The organism is Sphingobacterium sp. JUb56 (assembly GCF_014191365.1).
Lineage (GTDB): Bacteria > Bacteroidota > Bacteroidia > Sphingobacteriales > Sphingobacteriaceae > Sphingobacterium > Sphingobacterium anhuiense.
On record NZ_JACHWL010000001.1, the window covers coordinates 3,909,817 to 3,936,807 of the forward strand.

The 26,991-nt window shown below is 38.6% G+C and carries 14 protein-coding genes, 2 tRNA genes and 3 rRNA genes; all 19 read right to left on the minus strand.

Annotated elements, in window-relative coordinates; genetic code table 11:
- Positions 1 to 66: 66 nt before the first annotated feature.
- On the minus strand, positions 67 to 1,227 hold the full coding sequence (locus FHR29_RS16680) for a metallophosphoesterase (RefSeq protein WP_183915876.1): 1,161 nt from the start codon (positions 1,225 to 1,227) through the stop codon (positions 67 to 69).
- A gap of 204 nt (positions 1,228 to 1,431) precedes the next feature.
- Positions 1,432 to 3,249 carry a M60 family metallopeptidase gene (locus FHR29_RS16685; protein WP_183915878.1) on the minus strand — a complete coding sequence of 606 codons (1,818 nt, stop codon included), beginning with the start codon at positions 3,247 to 3,249 and terminating at the stop codon, positions 1,432 to 1,434.
- A 261-nt stretch (positions 3,250 to 3,510) separates the two neighbouring features.
- Positions 3,511 to 3,999 (minus strand): DinB family protein, encoded by a 489-nt coding sequence (locus tag FHR29_RS16690; RefSeq protein WP_132844667.1) that lies wholly within the window; start codon positions 3,997 to 3,999, stop codon positions 3,511 to 3,513.
- A gap of 53 nt (positions 4,000 to 4,052) precedes the next feature.
- Positions 4,053 to 5,000: a polysaccharide deacetylase gene (locus FHR29_RS16695; RefSeq protein WP_183915881.1), complete on the minus strand. Its 948-nt coding sequence runs from the start codon at positions 4,998 to 5,000 to the stop codon at positions 4,053 to 4,055.
- 52 nt (positions 5,001 to 5,052) lie between these two features.
- Positions 5,053 to 5,943 (minus strand): DUF4886 domain-containing protein, encoded by an 891-nt coding sequence (locus tag FHR29_RS16700; RefSeq protein WP_132844678.1) that lies wholly within the window; start codon positions 5,941 to 5,943, stop codon positions 5,053 to 5,055.
- Positions 5,944 to 6,045: 102 nt separating this feature from the next.
- A complete protein-coding gene (locus FHR29_RS16705) occupies positions 6,046 to 7,383 on the minus strand; it encodes an MFS transporter (protein WP_132844680.1) in 1,338 nt (445 codons plus the stop codon).
- Between the two features lie 19 nt (positions 7,384 to 7,402).
- Positions 7,403 to 9,685, minus strand: coding sequence for a family 65 glycosyl hydrolase domain-containing protein (locus tag FHR29_RS16710; protein WP_183915883.1), 2,283 nt, complete (start codon positions 9,683 to 9,685; stop codon positions 7,403 to 7,405).
- A 15-nt stretch (positions 9,686 to 9,700) separates the two neighbouring features.
- Positions 9,701 to 10,348 (minus strand): beta-phosphoglucomutase, encoded by a 648-nt coding sequence (pgmB, locus tag FHR29_RS16715; protein ID WP_021187800.1) that lies wholly within the window; start codon positions 10,346 to 10,348, stop codon positions 9,701 to 9,703.
- Between the two features lie 3 nt (positions 10,349 to 10,351).
- Positions 10,352 to 12,199 carry a glycoside hydrolase family 13 protein gene (locus FHR29_RS16720; RefSeq protein WP_183915885.1) on the minus strand — a complete coding sequence of 616 codons (1,848 nt, stop codon included), beginning with the start codon at positions 12,197 to 12,199 and terminating at the stop codon, positions 10,352 to 10,354.
- Between the two features lie 49 nt (positions 12,200 to 12,248).
- Positions 12,249 to 13,223: a SusF/SusE family outer membrane protein gene (locus tag FHR29_RS16725; RefSeq protein ID WP_183915887.1), complete on the minus strand. Its 975-nt coding sequence runs from the start codon at positions 13,221 to 13,223 to the stop codon at positions 12,249 to 12,251.
- 26 nt (positions 13,224 to 13,249) lie between these two features.
- Complete coding sequence (locus FHR29_RS16730; protein ID WP_132844687.1) at positions 13,250 to 14,806, minus strand: RagB/SusD family nutrient uptake outer membrane protein; 1,557 nt, start codon at positions 14,804 to 14,806, stop codon at positions 13,250 to 13,252.
- 19 nt (positions 14,807 to 14,825) lie between these two features.
- Entirely contained in the window at positions 14,826 to 17,810 is a 2,985-nt protein-coding gene (locus tag FHR29_RS16735) for a TonB-dependent receptor (RefSeq protein ID WP_183915890.1), read from the minus strand.
- Between the two features lie 21 nt (positions 17,811 to 17,831).
- Entirely contained in the window at positions 17,832 to 20,423 is a 2,592-nt protein-coding gene (locus FHR29_RS16740) for an alpha-amylase family glycosyl hydrolase (protein WP_183915892.1), read from the minus strand.
- Positions 20,424 to 20,607: 184 nt separating this feature from the next.
- Positions 20,608 to 21,624, minus strand: coding sequence for a LacI family DNA-binding transcriptional regulator (locus FHR29_RS16745; RefSeq protein WP_021187795.1), 1,017 nt, complete (start codon positions 21,622 to 21,624; stop codon positions 20,608 to 20,610).
- 135 nt (positions 21,625 to 21,759) lie between these two features.
- Positions 21,760 to 21,871 (minus strand): 5S ribosomal RNA (rrf, locus tag FHR29_RS16750).
- A gap of 93 nt (positions 21,872 to 21,964) precedes the next feature.
- Positions 21,965 to 24,852: ribosomal RNA gene (locus tag FHR29_RS16755) — 23S ribosomal RNA — on the minus strand.
- Positions 24,853 to 25,075: 223 nt separating this feature from the next.
- Positions 25,076 to 25,149, minus strand: a tRNA-Ala gene (locus tag FHR29_RS16760).
- A gap of 79 nt (positions 25,150 to 25,228) precedes the next feature.
- Positions 25,229 to 25,305: transfer RNA gene (locus FHR29_RS16765), tRNA-Ile, on the minus strand.
- A 121-nt stretch (positions 25,306 to 25,426) separates the two neighbouring features.
- A 16S ribosomal RNA gene (locus FHR29_RS16770) occupies positions 25,427 to 26,956 on the minus strand.
- The 16S, 23S and 5S rRNA genes sit together here with 2 tRNA genes alongside, the layout of an rRNA operon.
- Positions 26,957 to 26,991 lie beyond the last annotated feature (35 nt).

Consider the following 26,991-nt stretch of genomic DNA (forward strand, 5'->3'; position numbering starts at 1 on the left):
AAATAATCCTTTATCACCTTACCAAAAAAGAATAAACTTTAATTACCGTAACGGTTGCATGCATTATTAACCTTTTTGCAATGCGTTGACAAGTTCACCATTCTCTCGTCTTAAATTAACAACTAATTTCTGACCTATAGCAGCTACTTCAATCATCGTACGGTTATCCTTTTCAGGCCCACCTCCAATGATAACATGATAATTATGATTGGCATCAGGGGGATAAAAACCAAATTCATGTGAATGTCCACCGATCACTGCATCAACTTTGTACTTTTCTAAAATATCATGAAAACTTGTCCTGTTATGTACGGTTCCGTGATATTCATCGGAATGAAAAAATGGAAAATGATTGACAACAATGATATGTTTAGCTTTTTTACGCATTTTTGATTGCATGATCCCCGTTAACCAAGCACGTTGCTCTAATCTGTAATTATCAAATTCGTATTCACCTCTTAAAGCTTCATGTTCATCTTCCTTATCCTCACCCCCGTCTAAAATAATCCAAAGAACAGGGCCTACGGTAAAAGCCTGATAAAACTTATTGTTAGGTAAATCATAATAATTTTTCAAATGACGTATAAATGATCCTCTATTATCGTGATTTCCTTTCACCATAACAAAAGGAACCTGCGAAGCAAAAGCTTTAGCTATAGGATCTAGCATTTTATCCGTTACATCGCTCTGTTTCATAATATAATGAAACGAATCACCATTAATAATGACCAAATCTTTATGATTCAGAGCAGTCTTATTGTATAAATACGAGTAACTGCTTCTGTCTTCATGAATATCATTTAAAATTAAAACATCGCAGGTTGACTTGTTATCTATAGGTAGCTTTGTATTTATCACTTCAGAACTGATTTCAAGACCACCCGGTCCTTTGGCCCCCACACGGTACTTAAAATCTGCTCCTTGATGTGGTACCTTAAATTTAAAAACTTCAGCACGGGCGTTACGTATACCATCTACTACTTCATAGATTTTATGGGACAATGTACCATCGTCCTTTAGTATGTCAACCCAGGCTATACCTGGGCTACTCAAAACGCAACAGATAGTTATATGCTGCCCTGTTAGATTTTGGAGATAAGGAAGTGCGGCAAATTTAAAAGCAGTTTCTGCTAGTTCTAATTCATTAGCATTTACGTTCTGTACGAAAGATGCACCCCCAAGCAAGCCTAAGCTTTTTATAAAAAAACGTCTATCTAAATTCATCATAGATATAAGTAAAAATTGACAGCTGATTATCAAAAAAATCAGCTTCATATTAGTTAAGTTAATCTTGAAATACCAGTAGAGTCACAGCAAGTCCCTTTAAGATGTTGCTCGACTTTATAAAGAAATATCTGTGACACGTTATGTTAAAAAATCTGGACCATGGTGAGATCGTGATCTTGGGCAAAAAAATTTAAATACCTTATTTTAGATCACTTCTATACGTTGTCCATCCCATCCTACTGCAACCACTCTGGTATAGCCTTCGGGTGTCTGAACCACTGTAGTTTTAATATCATCAACAGAACCTGCACCACGAAATGCGACTTTCAGCAATTTTTCACCTGCGTACGTTTCAAATGCTACAGCATTTTCCCACTTTGTATTATCAATTACAATCTTTCCTATCTGTTTTTCGATCCCACTATTTTTAGTTCCACGAACAGGTTGCTTTCCCTTAAAAATATCAATGGAATTCGCTGTTAAGTAATGCATAACAGGAGTGGTCGGTTTATTATATTGAGATGCATAAGATTTAACCTCACGAACATCCATTTCAGTAATCGTCATACGTCCGGGTGTATAATCATCTACCATCATATCCATTGTTGTCAACATACCAGAATGTTCAAAGAAATCTGTCAGATCCAATTTAGCAGCATCACATGCATTTTTAATAAAGCTTAGCTGATAGTAACTGTTCTCCTTTGCATCAATTATGGGATCATTAATTGCCTTCATAAAGATATCTGCGTAAAAATCTTTATTACCCCACTTTTCACCTTCTCCTACAACAGCTATGTAAAGTTGTAACTGCCAAAGTGGGACTAAAGTGCCAAAATGATCGCCGGCAAACCCTCTGTCATTCTCCCGTTTCATACGATCATGCCCAGCTTGTGTCATCCAAGGTTGTTTGTGCACAAATGCAGATTCCATATAAGTCGTGATACGCCCCCCAACTTTATGTTCATCATAATCCTTTAAAGCTTCGCGTTCTAATTTAACATCCTTTCTATTAAAAAGATAACGTGTCCAAACGGAATAGATATTATTTGTCGTTTCCGTTGTACCCGGCCAAGTCATATTAGGCCGTACCTGATTAACATGTCCAAACTCATGAGCAACTCCCCAACAATCCTTCTGTAAGGTTGGAATATGAGCCACCCAGGGCATCGTTTCATCGTGAAATGCGGCCCCCAATTCATCTGCGTGCATAAATCCATCCCATATTACACGACCGAACATATGATTACGGGGAACTTTATTATACTTAACAAGACCCATTAATTCATGTTGGATAGTGATAATAGAATCATACAACTGAATAAGTTGAGTCCCCTGTGATGGAGCATACTTTTTTAAAGAAGCGACAGAATAAGCTAACTGTGTTTTTTTTCCAACGATATCTAAAATAGGTCCGTAAGCGTTTGCTAACAATTGGTCCCATTTTTTATTATCATCGTTAGCAACTTGAAAAACACCATTGATGTGCCCTGAAAGAATATGTACCTCAATTTTATTAGCAAGCTTTGCTTCTTTCGTATAATAATTGATGTAACTATTACCTTTTGAATGAGATTTGAGAATATTAAGTCCAGGTTTTAATTTGTAAGTCTCTTTACTGAAATCTTTATCATCCCAGTTCACAATATCCAAAGAAATAGAATTACCGTTAACATCTCCGACCCAGGCAATTATTTCGTCATTCTGATCAAAGTAAATACCCGTCGGATTTTCAAACTGCGAATATGCACCTATTTTCAGTCGATTGGCTAAAATATGGGGATCTTGGTAGCTTTCATATTTTCGAATACGCTCATGCACAGGATATGTCTTACTTTTCAGCTGTTTGGCAACAGCTCGAATTACCTCTGAAGATATGGCATTTATTTCTTTGTCACTTACTCCTTTTTTCAGAGTTGTAAATTTCTTATCATTAAAGACTTTAAAATCACTTTTATCTTGCCCCAACGATAGCAAAACAGTGCTGATTAAAAAACATGTGGTTATAATGTACTTTTTCATATCATGAATAAAAACGTGTTAAGGTAAAGCCAACAGGGCACTTAACAATAATTGGAGTTTTATATTATAATAATATAGGTATTAAAACCACTAATTTAGGTTTTTCAATTAGACATGTGGATAGATAAAACAAGCATAATAATGTATTATTATACGCAAATTTGATATAACTTCTCATCCGTTCAAAATTAATTTGGTAGATAAGCTATGAAGTAAAACCATAAAAAAAACCGAAGCTTTTGGCTTCGATTCTCTTCAGGTTTATTCATCAGCAGAAGGACCATAAAGTCCTGGTACTGGAATATTCAATAATCTCAAGTAAACAGTCAACTGACCTCTGTGATGGATCAAGTGATTGGTAATGATATAGCGCACGGCTCCAGCCTTGGGCAATCGTGCCATTTCCCAGTCACCAGCTTTTAACACCCATTCTTTTAACCAGTCCTCTTCAGGCAATTGTTCAATAGTTTCCTTATTTGCAATTAAACCTTTGATTAGAATATCTTTTAATTCGTCAATGGAATTAATTTTTAAAGGTTGATAATCAGTTTTAAAATCGAAGACATCCTTCGGAATAGCTTTAGAAACCCAATTATGCAATTCCACAACATGTGCTGCCAATGCGCCTAAACTCATCGATTTTTCGTGTGGACGCCAATCCAGATGTTCATCTGTAATGCGATCCAAAACACGACCTGTATTACTTGTCTCTCTTTCTAATTCAATCAGAAAACTCTTTTTAATACTCATAACCTTATTTTAAATACAAAAATAATTTGCTTAATCTATTTTAAAAATAAATGTTAATACTGGAAACCTTCATGCAAGTCATGTAAAATCCAGTGTTTACTCTTAATATTACTTTGTTCACTCTTCAATAATTGAATAAAATCTTGTACACCTATCTCTTCATTTCCATTGGCATGAATTAAAACGATACTGCCGTCTTTTGCATGCTGTCCCTTCGCAAGCCACGCATCTGATCCTACTGGTATCAAACCAAAACTTAATACCTGTTCAATAATTTTATTACTCGAAACAAGACCTGGAAATCTAAAAAAGACGGACGGAACTATTCCTTTAGAAAGCATCAACTTCTCATTGGCTATAACTTCATAATTTACATCAGTGCCTGTGGCTAATAAAAAATTATGATTTAAAGGATCCTTATTCACTTTATGATTATAAGTATGATTGATCCATGTTATCGTTAACAACCCTTTATTTTGTAAATTAATGAGCCATTGTAGGTCCGTTTCATGATTCAAAATCCATTTCCCCGAAAGAGAAATAGCAACTGGAAGCGAATTTTCAACACCTTTAAAAGCAACAAATAGAGTCTCAAAAACAATTTTATCCAATGGCTTATGCGATGGGCATAAATCAATAGTCAGATTAATGCCCCGCTCTTTTGGAAAGGGAAAATCAATTCCAGCATCTTGAAGCACCTGTTCATTACTTCGAACATGTTTAAAGCTCTTCATATACAAAGATGAATCAAAATATGGTACCTTCTCAATGGAAGTAACGGCTACAATTTTACAAGCATTACGATTCAACACGTATGTCTCCAATGTTATTGGATCTACTGACAACACGTAGTTCTGACCTTGGTCCTGAAAACTTCGAATACCAACATACTGCTTTCCTTTGTAAGAAACATTGGCAAAATTTACCTGATAGTCCACAATATGTTCAAAACGTTGTGCATAAATCACATCGGATGCAAGAATCACGAATAATATGACCAAATAGATGTGTCTAAATAAAAATCTTTGCCTTTTCTGTTTCATCGATAAGATATCAATAAGTCCAAAAAGTATAATCCTTGAGAAGCGTTATATTATATGGATGTATAATAGCATGATGAGCGGCTTGCTTTGCTATTTTACTTTCAACATAACTTATTGAAAGCGGTACAAACGCATTATTCCGAACATCTTCCTTAAATAGGGCTTCATACCAAACACAGGCTGCAATAAATCTACCATAATTTAAATTAAGATGATAGCCATCCCGTGTAAAATGGTCTCCGACATAAGTCGTTCTAGCATTTTGTATTGCAGTTCCACAAGGAATCAAAATTGAAAAATTCCCCCATTTATATACCTTTTCAGATGTCGATACAATAGCTTTATACATTTGCTCTTGATTGCGTTCATATAAACTAAATCCACTATGATCACTATCATGTTGATAAGCCCATGTTTGATGTAGAATATACTTAGTTTCCGGATACTTGACATGCTCCTTTACATAAGCATATAGCAAAGGTAAATCCTTTGCATAAGTGTCATATTTTCCCGATAGAGGGCTTGCCTGTTGAAAACTGATATAATCCCATGGTTCATCTAAAAGCGCAGCCGATATTTTCATATGCTCATGTACGCTCTTCGCTCCGGATTCATCTACTTTTCGATAGCTATAGGCACTACTATCTCCCAAAGCATTTTTAACATGTAGCTCCAAGGGTGCTCCTCCTATATATAAATTACCGATCACAATTTTTTTCCCCCGAGCATTTGCCAGTTCAAACAAATTGTTTTCAATAGCATCTTCTGAAAAACTATTACCAATAGCCAGTATACGAATCACCCCATCATCTAATGTCCGGTCATCAGTTTGGGCCTTTAATTTTGATAGAAAAATAAAAGAAAAAAGAAAAAGAATATAAGTAATTCGAGTGCTAAACATATGAATGCATTTATACAGATAAGCTCTAAATTAAAAAATATCTTTCAATTTGAACAAAAAAAGCTTCTCAATAGAGAAGCTTTTTTTTATCCATATTATATCTTAAATTTTATCTTTAATGCGCAATACAGATAATGAACCAAGTAGCATAAAGACACCTGCTAATAATATTCCGTAAACAGAATTACTATCAAAGAATATCTTGATCATATAACCTCCAAAAAAACCACAGACAATCTGAGGAAATGTGATGAAGAAATTAAAAATTCCCATATAAACCCCCATTTTTTTTGCCGGCAAACTGTCACTCAAAATAGCATATGGCATTGCTAATATACTTCCCCAAGCCAGTCCTACCCCAATCATAGGAATAATTAAGAGATTGGGATCTTTAATTATAAATATGGACATCAATCCTAGACCTCCCATAGCAAGTGAAAAAGCATGTGTCTGCTTGCGCCCAAATTTAGTTGCTATCTTAGCTAAAAACAAAGCATAGATTGCCGAAACGGCATTATAAATACCAAAAAGCACTCCTACCCAATTGGCTGCATCCATGTAAAGCTTCGATTTATCCCCCCCCTTTAAATAAAAGATATGTTCTGCGATTGCGGGAGTAGTATACACCCACATCATAAAAAGTGCGAACCATGAAAAAAACTGTACGACACCCAATTGTTTCATCGTCTTTGGCATGGATCTAAAATCTGCAGCAATAGCAAATAAGCCAGAACGATGCTCAACTTCAACTTCTTGAGATGCATCTTCAAAAGAAGCTAATTCCGTCGGATTATACTCCTTTGTCGATAAAACTGTCCATAAAATGGATAACAGCAATATACCTGCCCCAAAATAAAAGGAATATATTACATTGAGAGGAATTACCCCTTCTGCAGCTGTTCCTTCCACTCCAAAATAATGAGTTAACACATACGGTAACCAAGATCCTATTACTGCCCCAAATCCGATAATAAAGGTTTGAACAGAAAATCCTAAACTCCGTTGTGAACTCGGTAAATTATCTGCAACCAACGCCCTAAATGGTTCCATCGTAACATTAATTGATGCATCCATAATGGTCAACATTCCCGCCCCTACTAATAACGGAGGTAAAATAGCCGTAAACAATGCAGCATTAGGCATTAATATCAGTGCGATTGCAGTTAAAATAGCACCGATCAAAAAATAAGGTTTGCGACGTCCAATTTTATTCCATGTCCGATCACTATAATAGCCTATTATGGGCTGAACGATCATTCCGGTGATCGGAGCTGCCAACCAAAAAAGTGATAAATGCTCAACATCAGCTCCAAATGTCTGGAGAATGCGCGAGGCATTACCATTTTGAAGAGCAAACCCTGTTTGGATACCCAAAAAGCCTATGCTCATATTGATAATCTGAACAGTTGACAGTTTTGGTTTATGCAGTTTTGAAATCATAATTTTATTGCTTAGCTGGTTATGCACTTGGCTTAACAGAGATTGCCTCTCCGTTAAAAATAATATTAATTTCTTGATTAGACTTATTGATCAGTTCAAAATCATGATGTTTTATTTTCACAAATAATTTCACCCCCCTAAACTGAACATGAAAAGCATAACTTTCCCAAGTTTTAGGAATGAAAGTTTGAAAAATCAATGTATTGTTTTTCACCCGCATCCCTGCAAAACCTTCGACGATAGACATCCAGGTTCCGGCCATCGATGTGATGTGTAATCCATCTTCGGTGTCATTGTTATAATCATCCAGATCTAAACGGGCTGTTCTAAGGTAAAATTCATATGCTTTAGCCTCATTACCCAATTTTGAAGCTAAAATAGCGTGAACACAGGGTGACAGTGAACTTTCATGAACAGTTCGCGGTTCATAAAAATCATAGTTCTTTCTTATCGTATCTAAATCATATTGATCTTCAAAGAAATATAAGCCTTGAAGTACATCTGCTTGTTTTATAAAACATGATCTCAAAATACGGTCCCAGCTCCACTTTTGATTGATCGGTCGCTCTGTATCAGGCAAATCAGCAACTAAGACTTGCTCTTTATCTAAATAACCATCCTGTTGTAAAAATATCCCGCTTTCAGTATCGATCGGATAATATAAATGATCCATGATATGCTGCCATGCAACGGCTTCTTCTTGCTTAAAAGCAACTTTTTCAAATAAGACCTTTAGTTTGATATGATCACTATCTTTTAACGTTTGTATGGATTCCAGCGTATACTTTAAACACCAGCTAGCAATAGTATTGGTATACCAGTTATTATTGACATTGTTTTCATATTCATTAGGACCAGTAACTCCCAGTATAACATATTTATCCTTCTCCGCACTCCAGTTGACACGTTGTGCCCAGAAACGACTGATAGCAATCAATACTTCAAGCCCATAATTTTCGACATATGACCAATCACCGGTATAGCGCTGATAATTATAGATGGCAAAAGCAATTGCGCCATTACGGTGGATCTCTTCAAAAGTAATCTCCCATTCGTTATGACACTCTTCTCCATTCATTGTAACCATAGGATATAAAGCCGCTCCCTTTGAAAAACCAAGTTTTGCGGCATTCTCAATCGCCTTATCCAGATGCTGATAGCGATACAGCAATAAATTGCGGGCAATAGCCGAGGGTTGCGTAGCAAGGTAAAAAGGAACACAATAAGCCTCTGTATCCCAATAGGTCACACCACCATACTTTTCTCCCGTAAATCCTTTTGGACCAATATTAAGTCTGGAATCTTCGCCAGTATAAGTTTGGTATAATTGGAATATATTAAAACGAATAGCTTGCTGTGCGGCAACATCTGCAGTGATCTCAATATCACTTTCATTCCAGAAATTTCCCCAGGCCAACGCCTGATTATGTTGTAATTCATCAAATGTTATGGCAGAAATTTTTTCGATATTTGCTTTTCCCGTCACAACTAATTCAGTTTCACTATAATTTTGAGAAGTAACCATTGAAACACGTTTTTCTACAGAGAATATATCACCTGGCTCTACAGAAATTGCTACACTTTCAGAAACATATGCACCTTCTTTTGAAGGTTTGGATTCCAGAGTTTTATTATTTAAAGTAAAGTTATTAAACAAATCAGCACGGACTATGAAATCTGTTTTCTTCGTTTTCATCGTCACATTTAACTGTGAATCTGATGTACCACTTGAAATAAAATTCCAAAAATGTTCATCATAGTTACTGTCTCTATTCACGACATCTCCTTCCAAATAAGACTCCACCTGTAAAGAAGCTTTTTGATTCAGAACTTGGATAGTATATTTTAAAGATGCTGTTTCAGACTGAAAAAGATGAAATATCCGCGTGCTCTTTACACGAATCTCCATACCATTTTGAAGTCTAGCGTCAAAAGATCGAATTAATAATCCATGCTTCATATCCAGTTTTCGTTGAAAACTATATACATCACATTTTGCGAGATCCAAAACCTCACCATTCACTTCGATATGAAGACCAATCCAATTGATAGCGTTAATAACCTTCGCAAAATATTCAGGATAACCATTTTTCCACCAACCAACGCGGGTTTTATCAGGATAATAAACTCCAGCCAAATATGATCCTGATAATGATTTACCGCTATAGTCTTCTTCAAAATTTGCTCGTTGTCCCATTCTTCCATTTCCAATAGAAAATATACTTTCTGAGACTTCATTATATGCGGGCTGAAACCCTTCTTCTATGATATTCCACTCATCGTGGACGATGTAATTTTTCATTGCAAAATCAACTAATTAATTTAAAACTTCTTCCAAACTGCTGATTGACAAATCGGTTCCATTCAAGTTTGAACCGATACCAATCACGCTCATTCCTGCAGCCCTTGCAGCATCTACCCCGGCCTGTGCATCTTCAAACACCAGACATACTTCAGGAAGTAACTTAAGATCACGGGCAGCTTTTAAAAAAACCTCTGGATTAGGTTTAGAAAGACTCACACTATTACCATCAACAAGGACATCAAAAAAAGAAATCATACCCGTTTTCTCGAGGATAAGCGGTGCATTTTTACTCGCAGACCCTAATGCAACCTGATATCCATTTTTCTTTAACCAATGCAACAGTTCAAGAGATCCAGGTAGAATTTCATCTGCTTTCATTTGCTCAACTAAATCTAAATACCAGCGATTTTTCCGTTCTGCCATTTCTATTTTTTCACTTTCAGAAGCATCAACTCCAGCCCAGTTTAAAATTTTCTCTAGTGAAGCAATTCTACTTACACCTTTTAATTGTTCATTTTCAATCTCTGTAAAATCAAATCCCAATTCCTGAGCAAGTCTTTTCCAAGCTTGAAAATGAAATACCGCAGTATCCACCAAAACACCGTCGAGATCAAAAATTACTCCCTTAATTTCCTTCAAAAGGTCCAATGCACTTTTCATTTTTTATTTTTTTAATTCAAACACCACTGTTTGATGAGGTTTTAATGTAATTTCCAATGGTATTTCTTGATCAATATCTGTTAAAATATTTTTCATTCGCGTTGCTTCTTTCATACTCTCCCTAAATCGAGCTAAGGGTAATTTAACCTCCTTGTCATTACAGTTCATAAAAACAGATACCACTTGGTTTTCGTGAGATCTGAAATATGCATACACATTATGTTCCGGTACATAATGCTGTGTTGCTCCATATTGTAGCACCGTATTATTCTTACGATAATTCGCTAACTTTTTAATATGATCGAACAGTTCATTTTCTGCATCAGATCGGCCTGAAGCATTAAATTTATTAACAGTATCACCCGCAAATCCACCTTTAAAATCTTCACGTAGTAAGCCATCAGGTCTATTAAAATTCTTCATCAATACCTCTGCACCATAATACATCTGTGGTATACCACGAGATGTCAGCAACCAAGAGAATGCCGCTTTATATTTCTCTATGTCCTCTCCAACCACAGAGAAAAAACGGTCCTTGTCATGATTATCTAAAAATATTACATTCGCTAATGGATTAGGATATTGATAATCCGATCCTAAAGTTGCATACAATCTATTTGCACCATCCTTTTCATTATTCAATGCATCTGCGATAGCATAATTTAATTGAAAATCAGTGACACCATCAAGCTTCGTATCGATCGACTGGCCAACACGTTGTCCTCCTAAGAAATAAGCTTGATTCGGTACAGACTGTACCCATGTTTCACCAAAGAATGAAAACTGAGGATATTCATTTTGAATTGCCGCTGTCCATTTAGCCATAAAATCCAAATCGTTGTATGGATAGGTATCTATACGAAAACCATCAATACCTGCATACTCAATCCACCAAATATGACTCTGTAGAATATACTTCTGAACATATTCATTTTCTTGATTCATGTCGGGCATCGTCTCTACAAACCATCCTTTTTCCATTCGCTCGCGATCTGCAACGGAAGCATAAGGATCGAAAATAGTCTGATCTTTATAAGTGGTTTGTGTAAAACTTGGCCATTCATGCAACCAGTCTTTAAAAGGCTTGTCAATTACGGTCCAATGATACAGTCCTACGTGATTCGGAACGACATCATGCACCAATTTCATATTTCGTTTGTGTAGTTCCTCCCCAAGTTTACGGTAGGTTTCATTGGTTCCCAATCGTGGATCAATATGATAGTTTTCTGTATTTGCATAACCATGATAGGAAGCCTGGGGCATATCATTGGTCAGTACTGGTGTTAACCACACAGAAGTAACTCCTAGATCAGCTAGATAATCTAAGTGTTGAATAACTCCATCTATATCACCACCATGACGAGCATACATGGAATCACGGTTTACCTGAATCTCCCGTAAACCTTTTGTTTGATCATTCTTTGTGTTTCCATTGGCAAAGCGATCTGGCATGATTAAGTAGATCAAATCTTCGGCATGGACACCCTGAGCTTTCACAGAAGATGTTTCTCTATTTTTTAATTCATATTTATAGCTTCCTAATAGCTTATTATTTTCATAAAATTCAATTGGATAAAAGCCAGCAGTTGCGTCGGAGTCAACCGATAGATCTAGAAATAAATAATCGGAATTTTCAACCGGATTAGTTTTGACTAAGGTTAAGCCTTGCTTCTTGATTTTAACAGTACTCTTCCCAATGCCTTTTCCATAAATAATCAACTGCAAATCAGAAGATTTCATACCAACCCACCAATGCAAAGGTTCGACTCTTTGTATAGAAAATTTACCTTGAGAGAAGGCATAAAAAAGCTGAAGTAGCATAAAAACACCACTTAACAATAAACGTATCATCGTTCAAAAAAAGTTTGAAGAAATAGGGAGCCTCATGCTCCCTATTAAATTAGTTTTTAGAAATTTTTGCAGAATAACCTGAAGCTGTTCGTGACAGTTCAATATCGTATTTACCAGCAGTAGCAATTGCTATATTGGCACCATCTTGTTGTAGAGCGGATAAGTCGCCTCCGATATTCACAGCCCAATCATCGTCCATTCGGAATTTTAATTCACCCGCAACCAGGTTTACTGTTACTTTCCAGGTATATACTCCCTTGCTACCTACAAAAGTTAAATCTGTATCACTATCCCAACCTTTAGGAGTTGCACTACCGATAACGCCCCAGGTTGATTTTGACACTTCATAGGTTTTAGCTTCAGCATCCATCCGAATTCTATAAAAATCATTCGAAGAAACAGTAATATTTCCAGCATCACCGCTTTGTAATAATGTTCCGTCTGTTGCTCCTTTACCAAAAGCATCTGTCCAGTCAACATTAGTCGGTAAAAATTTAAATCCAGAACCATCTACGGTAACGTACTCATAAATCTCAAACTTAGTTTTACTTTCTTTATCGTACAAACTCATCGGAAGCGCTAAAGTTGGTTCCCAACCAGCGGCAACTGAGCCTCCAACAAGAAACATTTGTGGATTACTCTCTGTGAAAGTAATTGGTCTTGTTTTTTCAATAATCTGTCCTGAAGAATTATAACTGATTTTGAGTAAAGCCTCTCCTATCCATGATGCTTGATTAGGAATATCAAATTCTTTTGATAAAATAAATGTATTGGGATCAACAGTAATATTTTCTGTGATCAAAGCTTCGCCTGCACTTACGGGTACAATAGAGAATGTAAAATCCGTAACCTGATTAGCAATAAAACTAACTTTTAATTTTTTCCCGACTTGAATGGTCGAAACTGTACTTTCGTTAATCGACAATATTGGAACGTCCGTACCGTGCTCCACTTTCTTACAAGAGAACAAAAGGGAAGTAATACCAACAAATAAAACTAATAGTAATCGAAATATATTAGACATTTTCATAATTTCTATTCATTTAAAGATTAATAACCAGGATTTTGATCCAATTTATTATTATTAGCTCTTGCTCTTGCGGGAATAGGAAATAGACGTTTGTAAGTTTCTCCAGCATTTGCTGGTTTAAATAACTGAGCATCTTCCCATCTACCAAAACGAATCATATCTGTTCTTCTGGTCAATTCAAACGTAAATTCTAAGGCACGTTCTTTATAAATAGCGTCCAAAGTTAATGTGCTAGCCGTAAAATGTTTCTCCGGATTAACTGGAAATGCACGTTTACGGACCTGATTAGCTGCATCAACAGCTTGGGAAACACTTGCTGCTGTAGCTCCTCTTAAAACAGCTTCGGCTTTCATCAGCAACACGTCTGCTAGGCGGAATACAACCACATCATTGCCGGCATTATTACTAATCTGGTTCTTATCCGGATAGTATTTAATACAACGTGCACCTGCTAAACGTCCTCCATCATCCGCTCCTCCAATGTCAAAATCAGATCCAGGTATTAATTTATAATTATATGGATCTAAGACGACATTAAGTCCGTTATAATTCAGAGGTTGACCCGTAGAATTATACTGTTGACCATATAACCATTGTTTTTTACGATTATCCGCATTTTCAAACAAGTCAAAATAGGCCGGTTGTGCACTCCATCCATTCCACGGATTAATGCTCAATTCAAAGGTTTGACGATGTGCATAATGTAGTACACGGTTGAATAAAGTATTCCCTGTAGCACGGGAAGCATCATAAGGAATTGAAAATATTGGTTCAGGATTTGAAGCGCCATTATCAGGTTTAAATTGCGTCAAAAAATCATTTTCTAGCGCATATTTCCCCGAATTAATTACAGCATTGCTATGTTCAACCACCTTATTCCAATTTGCAGTGCCACTATAAACCTGTGCATTTAAGTACAGTTTTGCTAATAAGGTATGTGCAAACCATTTTGTTGGTCGACCATAAGTAGCTTCTGTTTTTTCTTCACTTAAATTTGCTAGATTATCTTCTAAATCTTTTACAATGAATTTATAGACTTCTGCCCGAGCTGTAGTTGCCGGTAACTCTGTTCCTGTATCAAAGCTGGTAACTAGCGGAATGTTTCCGTAAGCATCCATCATCATAAAATAATACCAAGCGCGCATGGCTTTTATTTCAGAAATTGTCTGTGCTTTTGTAGTTGATTCTGGAGCTTGTTCTAAAATACTAAGCACACGGTTACAAGTACCTATTGCATTGAAACCCCAATCCCAATTATTTTGAACAACTTCATGTGACGCTGACCAAGTATGGTAATGCATGTCCCGCCATTTTCCACCATCAAACCAATCTCCTCCTCTTGTTGGGATAATAACTTCATCAGATCCCGCTGTTTGCAGACTAAAATAATTATCAAAATAACCTCTTGCACTGGTATATACAGGCCCTGTTAAGGCGATAAATTGTTCTGGAGTCTTGGGAAATGTATCTTCTGTATATGCTGAATACATCTTATCGTCAAATTTGGTACAAGACTGTCCTGCAACCAGTAACCCGGCAAATAAGAATAAATGAATTTTACTGAATCTCTTTTTCATAACTAATTGTGAATAAGGGTTAAAAAGTTAATTTCACACCTAACAAGAAAGATCTTGTTTTCGGATAATAATTTCTATTATCAACACCAGGTGCTAAACCACCTAAACTTACCTCTGGGTCTACACCCGAATATTTGGTTATCGTAAATAAATTTTGTCCAGATACATATAACCGAGCATTTTTTAAATATTTAGATTCTTTGGTACTAAATGTATAACCCAATGTTGCATTATCTAGTCTTAAAAATGAACCATCTTCAATAAATCTGCTAGAAGCAATTAGTGGCGTTTCAAAGATGCCTTCTTCAACTGCATCTTTAGAAATATTCGTCACATTTGCTTGTTGAAGACGGCTTAAATCGGCACGGGTAGCATTAAAAATTTGATTGCCATACATACCACGTAAGAAGAAGTTTAAGTCCCAGTTTTTATATTGAAAACTATTATTCCATCCATAAGTAAATTTAGGAAGCGCCTGCCCCATGACCATATAATCATCTGGTGCCGAAATCTGATCCTGTGTGACAAGTTCACCTGTTGGTTTTTGATAAATCGTTTTCTTCGCAACTTCATCGTAGCCCATATAATTAGCAACATAGAATGTTCCTAATGCATGACCTGGTAAAACAATTGCTGCCGTTTGACCGGTCCAGCCGTCAAGACCAATACTTCCTTCATAACGCTGCGATACGCCAATATTTTCGATATTAGAAGCTAATGAACCAACCTTATTGATATTACGGGCGAAGTTGACAGTTGTATTATATGAAAAATCACTATTGCGATAAACGACGGCATTTAAAGTGATCTCAACACCTTTATTACTCATGCTTGCTCCATTAGCTAATAAACGATTGAACTGATAAGGTGGCGAAGGAACGTCGTACTCATACAATAAATCCTTAGTTTCTTTATTATAATATTCAATGGTACCTCCAAAACGCCCTCTCCATAATTCAAAATCCAATCCAGCATTAAACATTGATGTACTTTCCCATTTTAAATCAGGGTTTTCATTTTGGTTAACGCCATAGGCATTCATCCAATTACCATTATATAGAAATTGACCATTTTGAGGACCGAAAATAATGATCTGTCGATATGGATCTATATTTTGATTTCCTGAAACACCATACCCCATACGTAACTTTAATTCACTAAATAAATCTTGGTCTTGCATGAAACTTTCCCTACTTATTCTCCAAGCTCCGGAAATTGAAGGAAATGTTGCCCATCTATTATTTTTTCCAAATTTTGATGAACCGTCACGACGTACAGATGCACTTAACAAATATTTTTCATCATAATTATATCCCACACGACCATAAACCGAAATCAATAAAGATTCTAAAATATAAGGATATGTACTATAAGGATTATAACCATCTGGCAAGGTTCCTAAATTAAGGTTATTGCCTCCTAGATCGTCAGACATAAAACCGACAGAAGAAGCAACAACACCATCATTATTTTTAGTTTTCTGATACGAATAACCAGCCATTGCATCAAAAGAATGAAGATTCTTAGTGACATTATAATTAACATAAGACTCAAAAATCTTATCTATATTTTTCAAGTTTGAACGTTCAGCAAATCCTCTTCCCAATGCTTTCGAATCAAAGTCTGTACGATGCATATAGTATTTTTTATCAAATTGATTTTGCTGATACGATATCACGTTAGTCCAGGTCAATCCCTTGAAGATCGTCAGATCCGCTTTTAAACTAGCTAGCAAAGTATTGTTATTTCGCTCTTCATCGCGTTGATTTAACATGGCTACAGGATTGAAATAGTTTGTTCTTCCAGGTACTTGGAAATAACCATTATATGGTGCATAAGCAACATCATCAGAACGAACCGGTGAAGTAGGCAGATAACGAGCTGCCCCATTAAAAATCCCGTAGTCTACATGATTGGATTTGTTCATACTATTCGCAACATTAAGCGCTAATTTCAAGCGATCATCAAAAGCATTTTGATCAATTCCAACCCGCGCTACGACCCTTTCTAAATCACTTCTTTTCACAATACCTTGGTTATTAAAGTAATTTACAGAAGCATTATAGCGAGTTCCTTCAGAACCACCTGTTAGCGAGAGATTGTGATTATGAGAAACCCCAGTCCGAGTTATTTCATCTTGCCAATCAGTATCAAAACCAGTCTCAGAGGCAGCTACAGTCAAACCATTGTCTGCAACAAATTGCTTGTGCTCAGCTGCACTTAACACATTGACACGATTTGCAACTCTTTCAATAGCAGCATAACCACTATAAGATAAGACAGGCTTACCTGCTTTACCGCGTTTTGTCGTCACGAAAATAACTCCATTTGCAGCACGTGACCCATAAATTGCAGTGGACGAAGCATCTTTCATAACATCCATCGATACGATATCATCTGGTGCTACCAATTCAATGTTTGCACCGACTACCCCATCAATCACATACAATGGTGAAGAACTAGCAGTCAATGACGATGGTCCGCGCAATTGGATAGTGGATCCTGCAGTAGGGTCACCACCTGATCTATTCACCGTCAAACCTGCAACTTTACCTGCCAATAACTGGTCAGGCGAACTCACTACTCCAGTATTAAATTCCTTTGGACCGACACTTGATATAGAACCTGTAATTTGCTTTTTCTTGGCCACACCGTAACCGATCACAACTACTTCTTCTAAATCATTGGTACTTGAATTCAAGTTGAAATTCAACACATTTGCACCGGAGACAATTTGGATCGGTAAATCCATAGAACTGTAACCGATCATATTGACCGTAACAGTCGTCTTTCCTAGTGGCACTTGATTAATTGTGTACTCCCCGTTTTGATTTGTTGCTGTTGAAATTGGACTTCCTTTGATTACAATAGTAGCTCCGATCACAATTTCTCCCTTATCATCCACCACTTTACCAGAAAGTGAAGAATTTTGTGAAAAAGCAGTAATCCAAAGCATCATCAAAAGACCAAAGGTCATTACAGCACGTAATGTAAATTTGCTCATAATGTAATTGATTTTATATGTTTAGTTTATTAATTTAGTTTTACTTAAAAGGTAATATCCACCAGGCTTAATTGTAATCTGACTATTTTGATCCCAATTTAGATTCGATCGAGTCATATTATCATACCAGCTCCCCCCTAAATCTGATGTAATGTGAAACGCTCTCGTTACAATGTCAAAATTTCCGATAACAAATACAGTTTGATTTCCATCAGACATGGTATAGTATTTCAATCCATCCTGCAGTGAGGACGATAATAAAGTTGCTTTTCTAAAAATTGAATTTAATTTTTTCAACCTGATCAATTTTGCATAGTGCTCAAATAAATGCTTACGAGAAATGTTGGACAAATAATCCCATTTCAATGGTTTTTCCCCTGTTCGACCATTTTCATCTATCGAGATATCGTAACCGAATTCACCAAATTGCCAGATCATTTTTGGACCAGGACTAGTTAACAAAAACGTTGCTGCTGCTTGAATCCTATCTAAAGCATTAGCAAGATTCTTAACAGAATAAGAACCGTCAGCATAACCATATTGAGCATTCTTAAATTGGATTCTTTCTTCATCATGAGACTCCATGTAGCTCACCATATTAGCTGTCTTAAAACCATGTGATTCCGCAAATAATCTACTTAAATCCGATTTAGATCCGCTATTATAGCCCATAGTCGCTTCATTAAAATTCCCATTTAAATTATTCCACAGTAACATTCCTTCAGCAGCTAATTCTTGTTCCTCTTGATCAGAACCGAAATGTTCTAAAATGACATAGCAACTTGGATCAAGAATTTTAAGATAATCATGATAATTTTTCCAGATCGCAACCCGGCTAGCATCATAAGCAGACCAAGACCCAACGTTAGTTTCTGCAGTACCCGTATTTTTCTGTGTAAATCCTTTTGATAAATCGAAACGGAAGCCGTCTATCTTAAATTCTGTAATCCAATACTTGAGAACATCCTTCACAAAAGTTTGTGTATAAGGGCTTTCATGATTAAAGTCATATCCGACATTAAAAGGATGTCTTGGCATCATATTAAACCAAACATTGTTAGAGCTCGTCGTTTGCCCTTCAAAATACAGTTGAGCGAGAGGTGATTGTCCGAATGCATGATTAAGTACCACATCTAAGATCACCGCAATTCCTGACTGGTGAAGATTATCGATGAGACTTTTTAAATCATTTGCACGACCATAATATTTATCCACGGCTAAATGATAAGAAGGATTGTAACCCCAAGTAGAATTGGCTTCACTTTCCTGAACAGGCATCAGTTCGACGGCATTAATACCTAGACGCTTTAAATATGGAATGGAATCGCGTATCGCATTAAAATTATGCTGTTTTGAAAAATCACGTGTAAGCAATTCATAAATCACTAAATCATAAGCATTTGGTTTGTTAAAGTTTTGAACTTTCCAAGGATAGTCCGTACCATTCAATTCCAATACACTCACCTGACCTGTAGTCTGCTGTATCGGATATGCTGGCAACTCAGCGACCGAACTTCCTAAATTGCTATCATAGATTGGGTCCAATACTAACTTGCTGTAAGGATCCCCTATTCTTAACTGACCATCAATTAGAAATTGATAGGTATACTTTTTTGAAAAATCCAAATCTGCTACTGTTAACCACCATGCACTTCCATCAGGCGTCTGTTTCAAGACATACTTTGATTCTGCCTGAAAATTATTAAAACTACCTAATAGAAAAATAGTTGATTTTCCAGGAGCAGTTAACGCGAAACTCACTGTTTTCTTTTCCTTGTCGATCGTTACACCGTTCTTATTGACGCCGATAGGAAGTGCTGCAATTTCAGGCTTATCATTAACGAATATCCGTAACTTCTTCTCGTAGCTATTTCCATTAACTTCTATGCGAGCAGTAATAAGATGTACACCTAAAGTTCCAAACTTACATTTAAATGTGTGCTGCGATGAATTGCTTACAGTTTCCTGTTCAACTTCATCAATACGTAGTGAAAGTTTGCCCGCTACCGTAGAAAAAACTTCGATAGCGAGCTCTTCATTCAATAAATAAGCTTCTTTTTCCGATGTTAAAATATAAGTAGGCTGTGTGCTAGGTTTTAAAAATGAAAGATGAACTTCCCCTTTTGTAGCAACATCTACATAAATATCAGACCCATCTCTATTCCTCTGAATTTTTGTTCCTGAACCATTGCGTACTACTAACGCAATTTTAATCACGTCAGTTCCAGCAATTCCTTTAAAAACTTCACTCGGTTTTAACGTGATGCTATACCGTCCATCAGATTGACGGCTTAGCTTAAAGGCATCATCATTTTTTGTCCAATCCGTAGCAACCTCTTTCCAATCATTTTCATCTTTACTTATAGCAGTAATTAGCCCAATATGTAAAAACAATGGTCCATCTGCCGATACCAGTGCCCGATTCCCCTTATTTACATCAAACATAAATGTAATGGACTCATCCCAGTAATTAAACAGCTTATTCGTTGTGACTAAACCAATATCACTAGGAGACACTTCACTTTCTATCGCTATAGTGGCAGGATTACTTTTTTTACAACTAAAAAAAATAACCGATATACTAAAAAATATACAGATAAAATAATGTCTCATAACTCCTTACAATTGGCAATATAATTTATGGGAACGTTCCCATAATGATGCATTAAAGCATCTTGTACGCTAAAAATATACTATGAATTCAAAGCTAAAATCCCTTTACAATTGGTAATCCTATACTGGGAACGTTCCCAATATTTATCTAAGATAAAAAGCTAAAGGCTTAAATCCAAACTTTTTAATGATTTTTTTTACTAGATTTCTGAAAAATTAGAGAAGATTCCAGATAAGTTACTTCTTGATTAGAGAAGCTAATCGGTTTAGCAATCAGTTGACACAGATATTCTGTAGCAGTTTTTCCCATTTCATAAGCGGGTTGTTTAACAACACTTAATCCAGGTTCTAGAAGATCTGCAATATCTAAACATGAAAAGCAGATCAACTTTAATTCAGAAGGAATATTAATTCCTTGATCTTTGGCAACACGCATTGCCGAAATAGCCAAACGTTCAACGGAAGCAAATAAACCATCAGGTTTCTGTATTTTATACAAATTCTTAATGTCTTCCATATTACCTTCTGATTCATTCACGGTATCAAGCACCAAATTAGCATCAAAAGGAATTTTATATTTTTCCAAAGCAGCCTGATAACCCGCCATACGTACCTTACCAATAGAGACATTTTGATTAATTACTAAATAAGCAATTCGTCTACAGTCGTTCTCTATTAAATGCTCTGTAGCAGCAAAACTTGCTTCAAAATCGTTTCCAGTTACATAGCTGGTATTCACATCATCATAAGTTCTATCAAAGAAAACAACCGGTATATTATTATCTTTTAGTACCTGAAGATGGCTATGATCATGGCCTTCACCAGAAGCAGACATAATAACCCCATCTACTCGTCCGTTGATCAACGATCGTATAATAGAAGCTTCTTTATCCACGCGGTGGTCTGTTACATAAATTAAAGTATGGTAATTTTTTGAACGGGCAACCAATTCAATTCCTTTAATCGCCTGACTAAAAAATTTATTTCCAAATTCAGGTATTATAATAGCGATGGTACTGCTTTTATTAGCTCTTAAATTGCTCGCATACATATTAGGTGAAAAGCCTAATTCATCAGCCATTTTTAAAATACGTGCTTTTGTATTTGGATTGATATCATTACCATCGCGGAAAGCCCGTGATACTGTAGACTTGGATAGACCTAAACGTTCCGCTAATTCTATAATTGTTATATGTGACATTGTTGCTGAAATAAAAGCATCTCAAATATAGAACAAATTTAGGATTTAAATGAAGCTTAAAGTAAGAATAGCTCAGGTATAAAAAGGTAAAAACACAAAAAAGCCTCTGCTGTATAGCAAAGGCTTCTGTATAAAAAAAGGCACCGACCTACTCTCCCACCTGTTACGGCAATACCATCGGCTCTGGCGGGCTTGACTTCTCTGTTCGGAATGGGAAGAGGTAGACACCGCCGATATAGGCACCTAAAATGTTTTTATGTGATATATGCTCTATAAAAAGCATTATCTATAGACAATTGAAAGAAAAACTAAAAGAGGAAGACAACAGTGTTTGCGTTGCTTGAGAAAGCTTCGGGTGATTAGTATTGCTCAGCTATGGTATTTCTACCTTTACACCTGCAACCTATCAACGTAGTAGTCTACTACGGCCCTATAAGGAAGTCTCATCTCGTGGCTAGTTTCGCACTTAGATGCTTTCAGCGCTTATCTATTCCCGACGTAGCTACCCAGCCGTACACCTGGCGGCATAACTGGTTTACCAGCGGTCAGTCCATCCCGGTCCTCTCGTACTAAGGACAGATCCACTCAAACTTCCAACGCCCACAACAGATAGGGACCGAACTGTCTCGCGACGTTCTGAACCCAGCTCGCGTGCCACTTTAATGGGCGAACAGCCCAACCCTTGGGACCTTCTCCAGCCCCAGGATGTGACGAGCCGACATCGAGGTGCCAAACCTCCCCGTCGATATGAGCTCTTGGGGGAGATCAGCCTGTTATCCCCAGCGTACCTTTTATCCTTTGAGCGATGGCCCTTCCATACAGAACCACCGGATCACTATGTCCGTCTTTCGACCCTGTTCGACTTGTTGGTCTCACAGTCAAGCAAGCTTATGCCATTGCACTCCTCGTACGGTTACCAAGCGTACTGAGCTTACCTTTGAAAGCCTCCGTTACCTTTTTGGAGGCGACCACCCCAGTCAAACTACCCACCAAACAATGTCCTCGACATGATCGAGTTAGAAACCGAATACAGAAAGGGCGGTATTTCAAGGTTGATTCCATGACTCCTGGCGAAGCCACTTCAACATCTCCCGCCTATCCTACACATCCTGTACCCAATTTCAATGTTAAGCTATAGTGAAGGTGCATGGGGTCTTTCCGTCCCGTTGCGGGTAATCGGCGTCTTCACCGATACCACAATTTCACCGAGCTCATGGCTGAGACAGCGCCCAGATCGTTACACCATTCGTGCAGGTCGGAACTTACCCGACAAGGAATTTCGCTACCTTAGGACCGTTATAGTTACGGCCGCCGTTTACTGGGGCTTCGATTCAATGCTTCTCTTGCGATGACATCCCCTCTTAACCTTCCAGCACCGGGCAGGTGTCAGGCCTTATACTTCATCTTTCGATTTTGCAAAGCCATATGTTTTTGTTAAACAGTCGCCTGGGCCTTTTCACTGCGGCTTCTCCATCGCTGGAGGAAGCGCCCCTTCTCCCGAAGTTACAGGGCCATTTTGCCGAGTTCCTTAGCCATGATTCACTCGAGCACCTTAGGATTCTCTCCTCGACTACCTGTGTCGGTTTACGGTACGGGTTTTTATAACCTGAAGCTTAGCGGGTTTTCTTGGAAGTCTGTTTACCTGCTCTATCAGCGCCGCCGAAGCTTTGCTGTACTATTGGGTTTCAGCAGGGTCGGCGGATTTGCCTACCGTCCCTATACCTACGCCTTTTAACGAACTATTCCGTCAGTTCGCGGCAGTGTCACTACTCCGTCACCACATCGCAGTTATAAAAAGTACTGGAATATTAACCAGTTGTCCATCGGCTTACTCCCTTCGGATGCGCCTTAGGCCCCGACTAACCCTGATCCGATTAGCGTTGATCAGGAAACCTTAGTCTTTCGGTGGGCGGGTTTCTCACCCGCCTTATCGTTACTTATGCCTACATTTGCTTTTCTATCAACTCCACGGCCCATTACCAGACCGCTTCTCCGTAAATAGAATGCTCCCCTACCAGACATGCACTAAATGCATGAATCCATAGCTTCGGTAATACACTTGATGCCCGTTTATTATCCACGCCCGACCGCTCGACTAGTGAGCTGTTACGCACTCTTTAAATGAATGGCTGCTTCCAAGCCAACATCCTAGCTGTCTGTGCAGTCGGACCTCGTTAGTTCAACTTAGCGTATATTTAGGGACCTTAGCTGATGGTCTGGGTTCTTTCCCTCTCGGCCTTGGACCTTAGCACCCAAAGCCTCACTGCCGGCCATATCTTATAGCATTCGGAGTTCGTCTGGATTTGGTAGGATTTGACTCCCCCGCACCCAATCGGTAGCTCTACCTCTATAAGACTCGATGCCGACGCTGTTCCTAAAAACATTTCGGGGAGTACGAGCTATTTCCCAGTTTGATTAGCCTTTCACCCCTACCCTCAGGTCATCCGGAAACTTTTCAACGTTTATCGGTTCGGTCCTCCATTACATGTTACTGCAACTTCAACCTGCCCAAGGGTAGATCACAAGGTTTCGCGTCTACCTCATCTGACTATGCGCCCTATTAAGACTCGCTTTCGCTTCGGCTGCGTGGCTGAACCACTTAACCTTGCCAGACAAGAGTAACTCGTAGGCTCATTATGCAAAAGGCACGCCGTCACTGGACCTGCCAGCTCCGACCGCTTGTAAGCACACGGTTTCAGGTTCTTTTCACTCCTCTGTTCGAGGTTCTTTTCACCTTTCCCTCACGGTACTAGTTCACTATCGGTCTCTCAGGAGTATTTAGCCTTATCAGATGGTGCTGACAGATTCCCACAGGGCGTCTCCGACCCCGCGGTACTCAGGGTACTGCTAGGCTAGCATTCTATACGTGTACAGGGCTATCACCGTGTATCGCTGGGCTTCCCATCCCATTCCACTTCTGTTTGCTAATGCCACATCGCAGCCCTACAACCCCAACAATGCCGTAACATTATTGGTTTGGGCTCTTTCCCGTTCGCTCGCCACTACTTGGGAAATCATTATTATTTTCTTCTCCTACGCCTACTTAGATGTTTCAGTTCAGCGCGTTCGCGTATTTTACAACATACCTTCAGTATGCTAGGTTGCCCCATTCGGAAATCTTCGGATCAAACTCACATTTGCTAATCCCCGAAGCTTATCGCAGCTTATCACGTCCTTCATCGCCTCTGAGAGCCTAGGCATCCCCCGTGTGCCCTTATTTACTTTCTTCACCTCATAGCCCTTTTGCTACTATGGGTTGCTTTTTGATATATAACCGTGATGCTACGCATTAATCCGTTCGGCCTTGACCGAGGGTCTTCATAATACATCAAGCACATCACAGTATTGTCTCTACTGTTGTCTTCTCTTGTAATTTTTTTTCTTTCAATATGTCAAAGAACTCTTTGTAGCCTTATCGTGAACACAATATCTTAGTGTCCGGGCATACGTGTGGAGAATATCGGAGTCGAACCGATGACCCCCTGCGTGCAAGGCAGGTGCTCTAGCCAGCTGAGCTAATTCCCCGTGGTGTAGATTATAGATTCAGGAACAGAGAAAGTAGACTTTACGTCTCAGATCTCATGTCTGTCATCTCACATCTAGATGGTAGTCCCGAGCAGATTTGAACTGCTGACCCCTACATTATCAGTGTAGTGCTCTAACCAACTGAGCTACGGGACTAGCTTATCATTCTATCTCTCTGGACCATCCATTTTCAGGGATGGGCACATTTCTTCAAATGTTTTTGTTTCTTATATAAATCATGTGTATCCGTAACGAGCTTCAATTCCGAATGCTCTAGAAAGGAGGTATTCCAGCCGCACCTTCCGGTACGGCTACCTTGTTACGACTTAGCCCCAATTATCGGTTTTACCCTAACACGCTCCTTGCGGTTACATGCTTTAGGTACCCCCAACTTTCATGGCTTGACGGGCGGTGTGTACAAGGCCCGGGAACGTATTCACCGCGTCATTGCTGATACGCGATTACTAGCGAATCCAACTTCATGAGGTCGAGTTGCAGACCTCAATCCGAACTGTGAACGGCTTTTAGAGATTAGCATCATATTGCTATGTAGCTGCCCGCTGTACCGTCCATTGTAGCACGTGTGTAGCCCCGGACGTAAGGGCCATGATGACTTGACGTCGTCCCCACCTTCCTCACAGCTTACGCTGGCAGTCTGTTTAGAGTCCCCACCTTAATGTGCTGGCAACTAAACATAGGGGTTGCGCTCGTTGCGGGACTTAACCCAACACCTCACGGCACGAGCTGACGACAGCCATGCAGCACCTAGTTTCGTGTCCCGAAGGACTGATCCGTCTCTGGATCATTCACTAACTTTCAAGCCCGGGTAAGGTTCCTCGCGTATCATCGAATTAAACCACATGCTCCTCCGCTTGTGCGGGCCCCCGTCAATTCCTTTGAGTTTCAATCTTGCGACCGTACTCCCCAGGTGGATAACTTAACGCTTTCGCTTGGACGCTTACTGTGTATCGCAAACATCGAGTTATCATCGTTTAGGGCGTGGACTACCAGGGTATCTAATCCTGTTTGATCCCCACGCTTTCGTGCATCAGCGTCAATACTAACTTAGTGAGCTGCCTTCGCAATCGGAGTTCTAAGACATATCTATGCATTTCACCGCTACTTGTCTTATTCCGCCCACTTCAAATAGATTCAAGTCCTACAGTATCAAAGGCACTGCGACAGTTAAGCTGCCGTCTTTCACCACTGACTTATAGGACCGCCTACGCACCCTTTAAACCCAATAAATCCGGATAACGCTTGGATCCTCCGTATTACCGCGGCTGCTGGCACGGAGTTAGCCGATCCTTATTCTTCAGGTACATTCAGCTTCCTACACGTAGAAAGGTTTATTCCCTGACAAAAGCAGTTTACAACCCATAGGGCAGTCATCCTGCACGCGGCATGGCTGGTTCAGAGTTGCCTCCATTGACCAATATTCCTTACTGCTGCCTCCCGTAGGAGTCTGGTCCGTGTCTCAGTACCAGTGTGGGGGATTCTCCTCTCAGAGCCCCTAGACATCGTAGCCTTGGTGAGCCGTTACCTCTCCAACTAGCTAATGTCACGCGAGCCCATCCATATCCTATAAATATTTGATCACAAACCGATGCCGGTAAATGATGTTATGCGGTGTTAATCTCTCTTTCGAGAGGCTATCCCCCTGATATGGGTAGGTTGCTCACGCGTTACGCACCCGTGCGCCACTCTCATCAGTTCGTAGCAAGCTACTCCCTGAATCCCGTCCGACTTGCATGTATTAGGCCTGCCGCTAGCGTTCATCCTGAGCCAGGATCAAACTCTCCATTGTAAAATGAAGTGTAAGATCAAGACTATTTATAATAA

Coding starts and splice junctions, on each gene's coding strand:
- FHR29_RS16710 (WP_183915883.1), bottom strand. CDS start 9,685: ATGAAAAATTACATCGTCCACGATGAGTGGAATATCATAGAAGAAGGG.
- FHR29_RS16680 (WP_183915876.1), bottom strand. CDS start 1,227: ATGATGAATTTAGATAGACGTTTTTTTATAAAAAGCTTAGGCTTGCTT.
- FHR29_RS16720 (WP_183915885.1), bottom strand. CDS start 12,199: ATGATACGTTTATTGTTAAGTGGTGTTTTTATGCTACTTCAGCTTTTT.
- pgmB (WP_021187800.1), bottom strand. CDS start 10,348: ATGAAAAGTGCATTGGACCTTTTGAAGGAAATTAAGGGAGTAATTTTT.
- FHR29_RS16735 (WP_183915890.1), bottom strand. CDS start 17,810: ATGAGCAAATTTACATTACGTGCTGTAATGACCTTTGGTCTTTTGATG.
- FHR29_RS16700 (WP_132844678.1), bottom strand. CDS start 5,943: ATGTTTAGCACTCGAATTACTTATATTCTTTTTCTTTTTTCTTTTATT.
- FHR29_RS16740 (WP_183915892.1), bottom strand. CDS start 20,423: ATGAGACATTATTTTATCTGTATATTTTTTAGTATATCGGTTATTTTT.
- FHR29_RS16745 (WP_021187795.1), bottom strand. CDS start 21,624: ATGTCACATATAACAATTATAGAATTAGCGGAACGTTTAGGTCTATCC.
- FHR29_RS16705 (WP_132844680.1), bottom strand. CDS start 7,383: ATGATTTCAAAACTGCATAAACCAAAACTGTCAACTGTTCAGATTATC.
- FHR29_RS16685 (WP_183915878.1), bottom strand. CDS start 3,249: ATGAAAAAGTACATTATAACCACATGTTTTTTAATCAGCACTGTTTTG.
- FHR29_RS16730 (WP_132844687.1), bottom strand. CDS start 14,806: ATGAAAAAGAGATTCAGTAAAATTCATTTATTCTTATTTGCCGGGTTA.
- FHR29_RS16725 (WP_183915887.1), bottom strand. CDS start 13,223: ATGTCTAATATATTTCGATTACTATTAGTTTTATTTGTTGGTATTACT.
- FHR29_RS16690 (WP_132844667.1), bottom strand. CDS start 3,999: ATGAGTATTAAAAAGAGTTTTCTGATTGAATTAGAAAGAGAGACAAGT.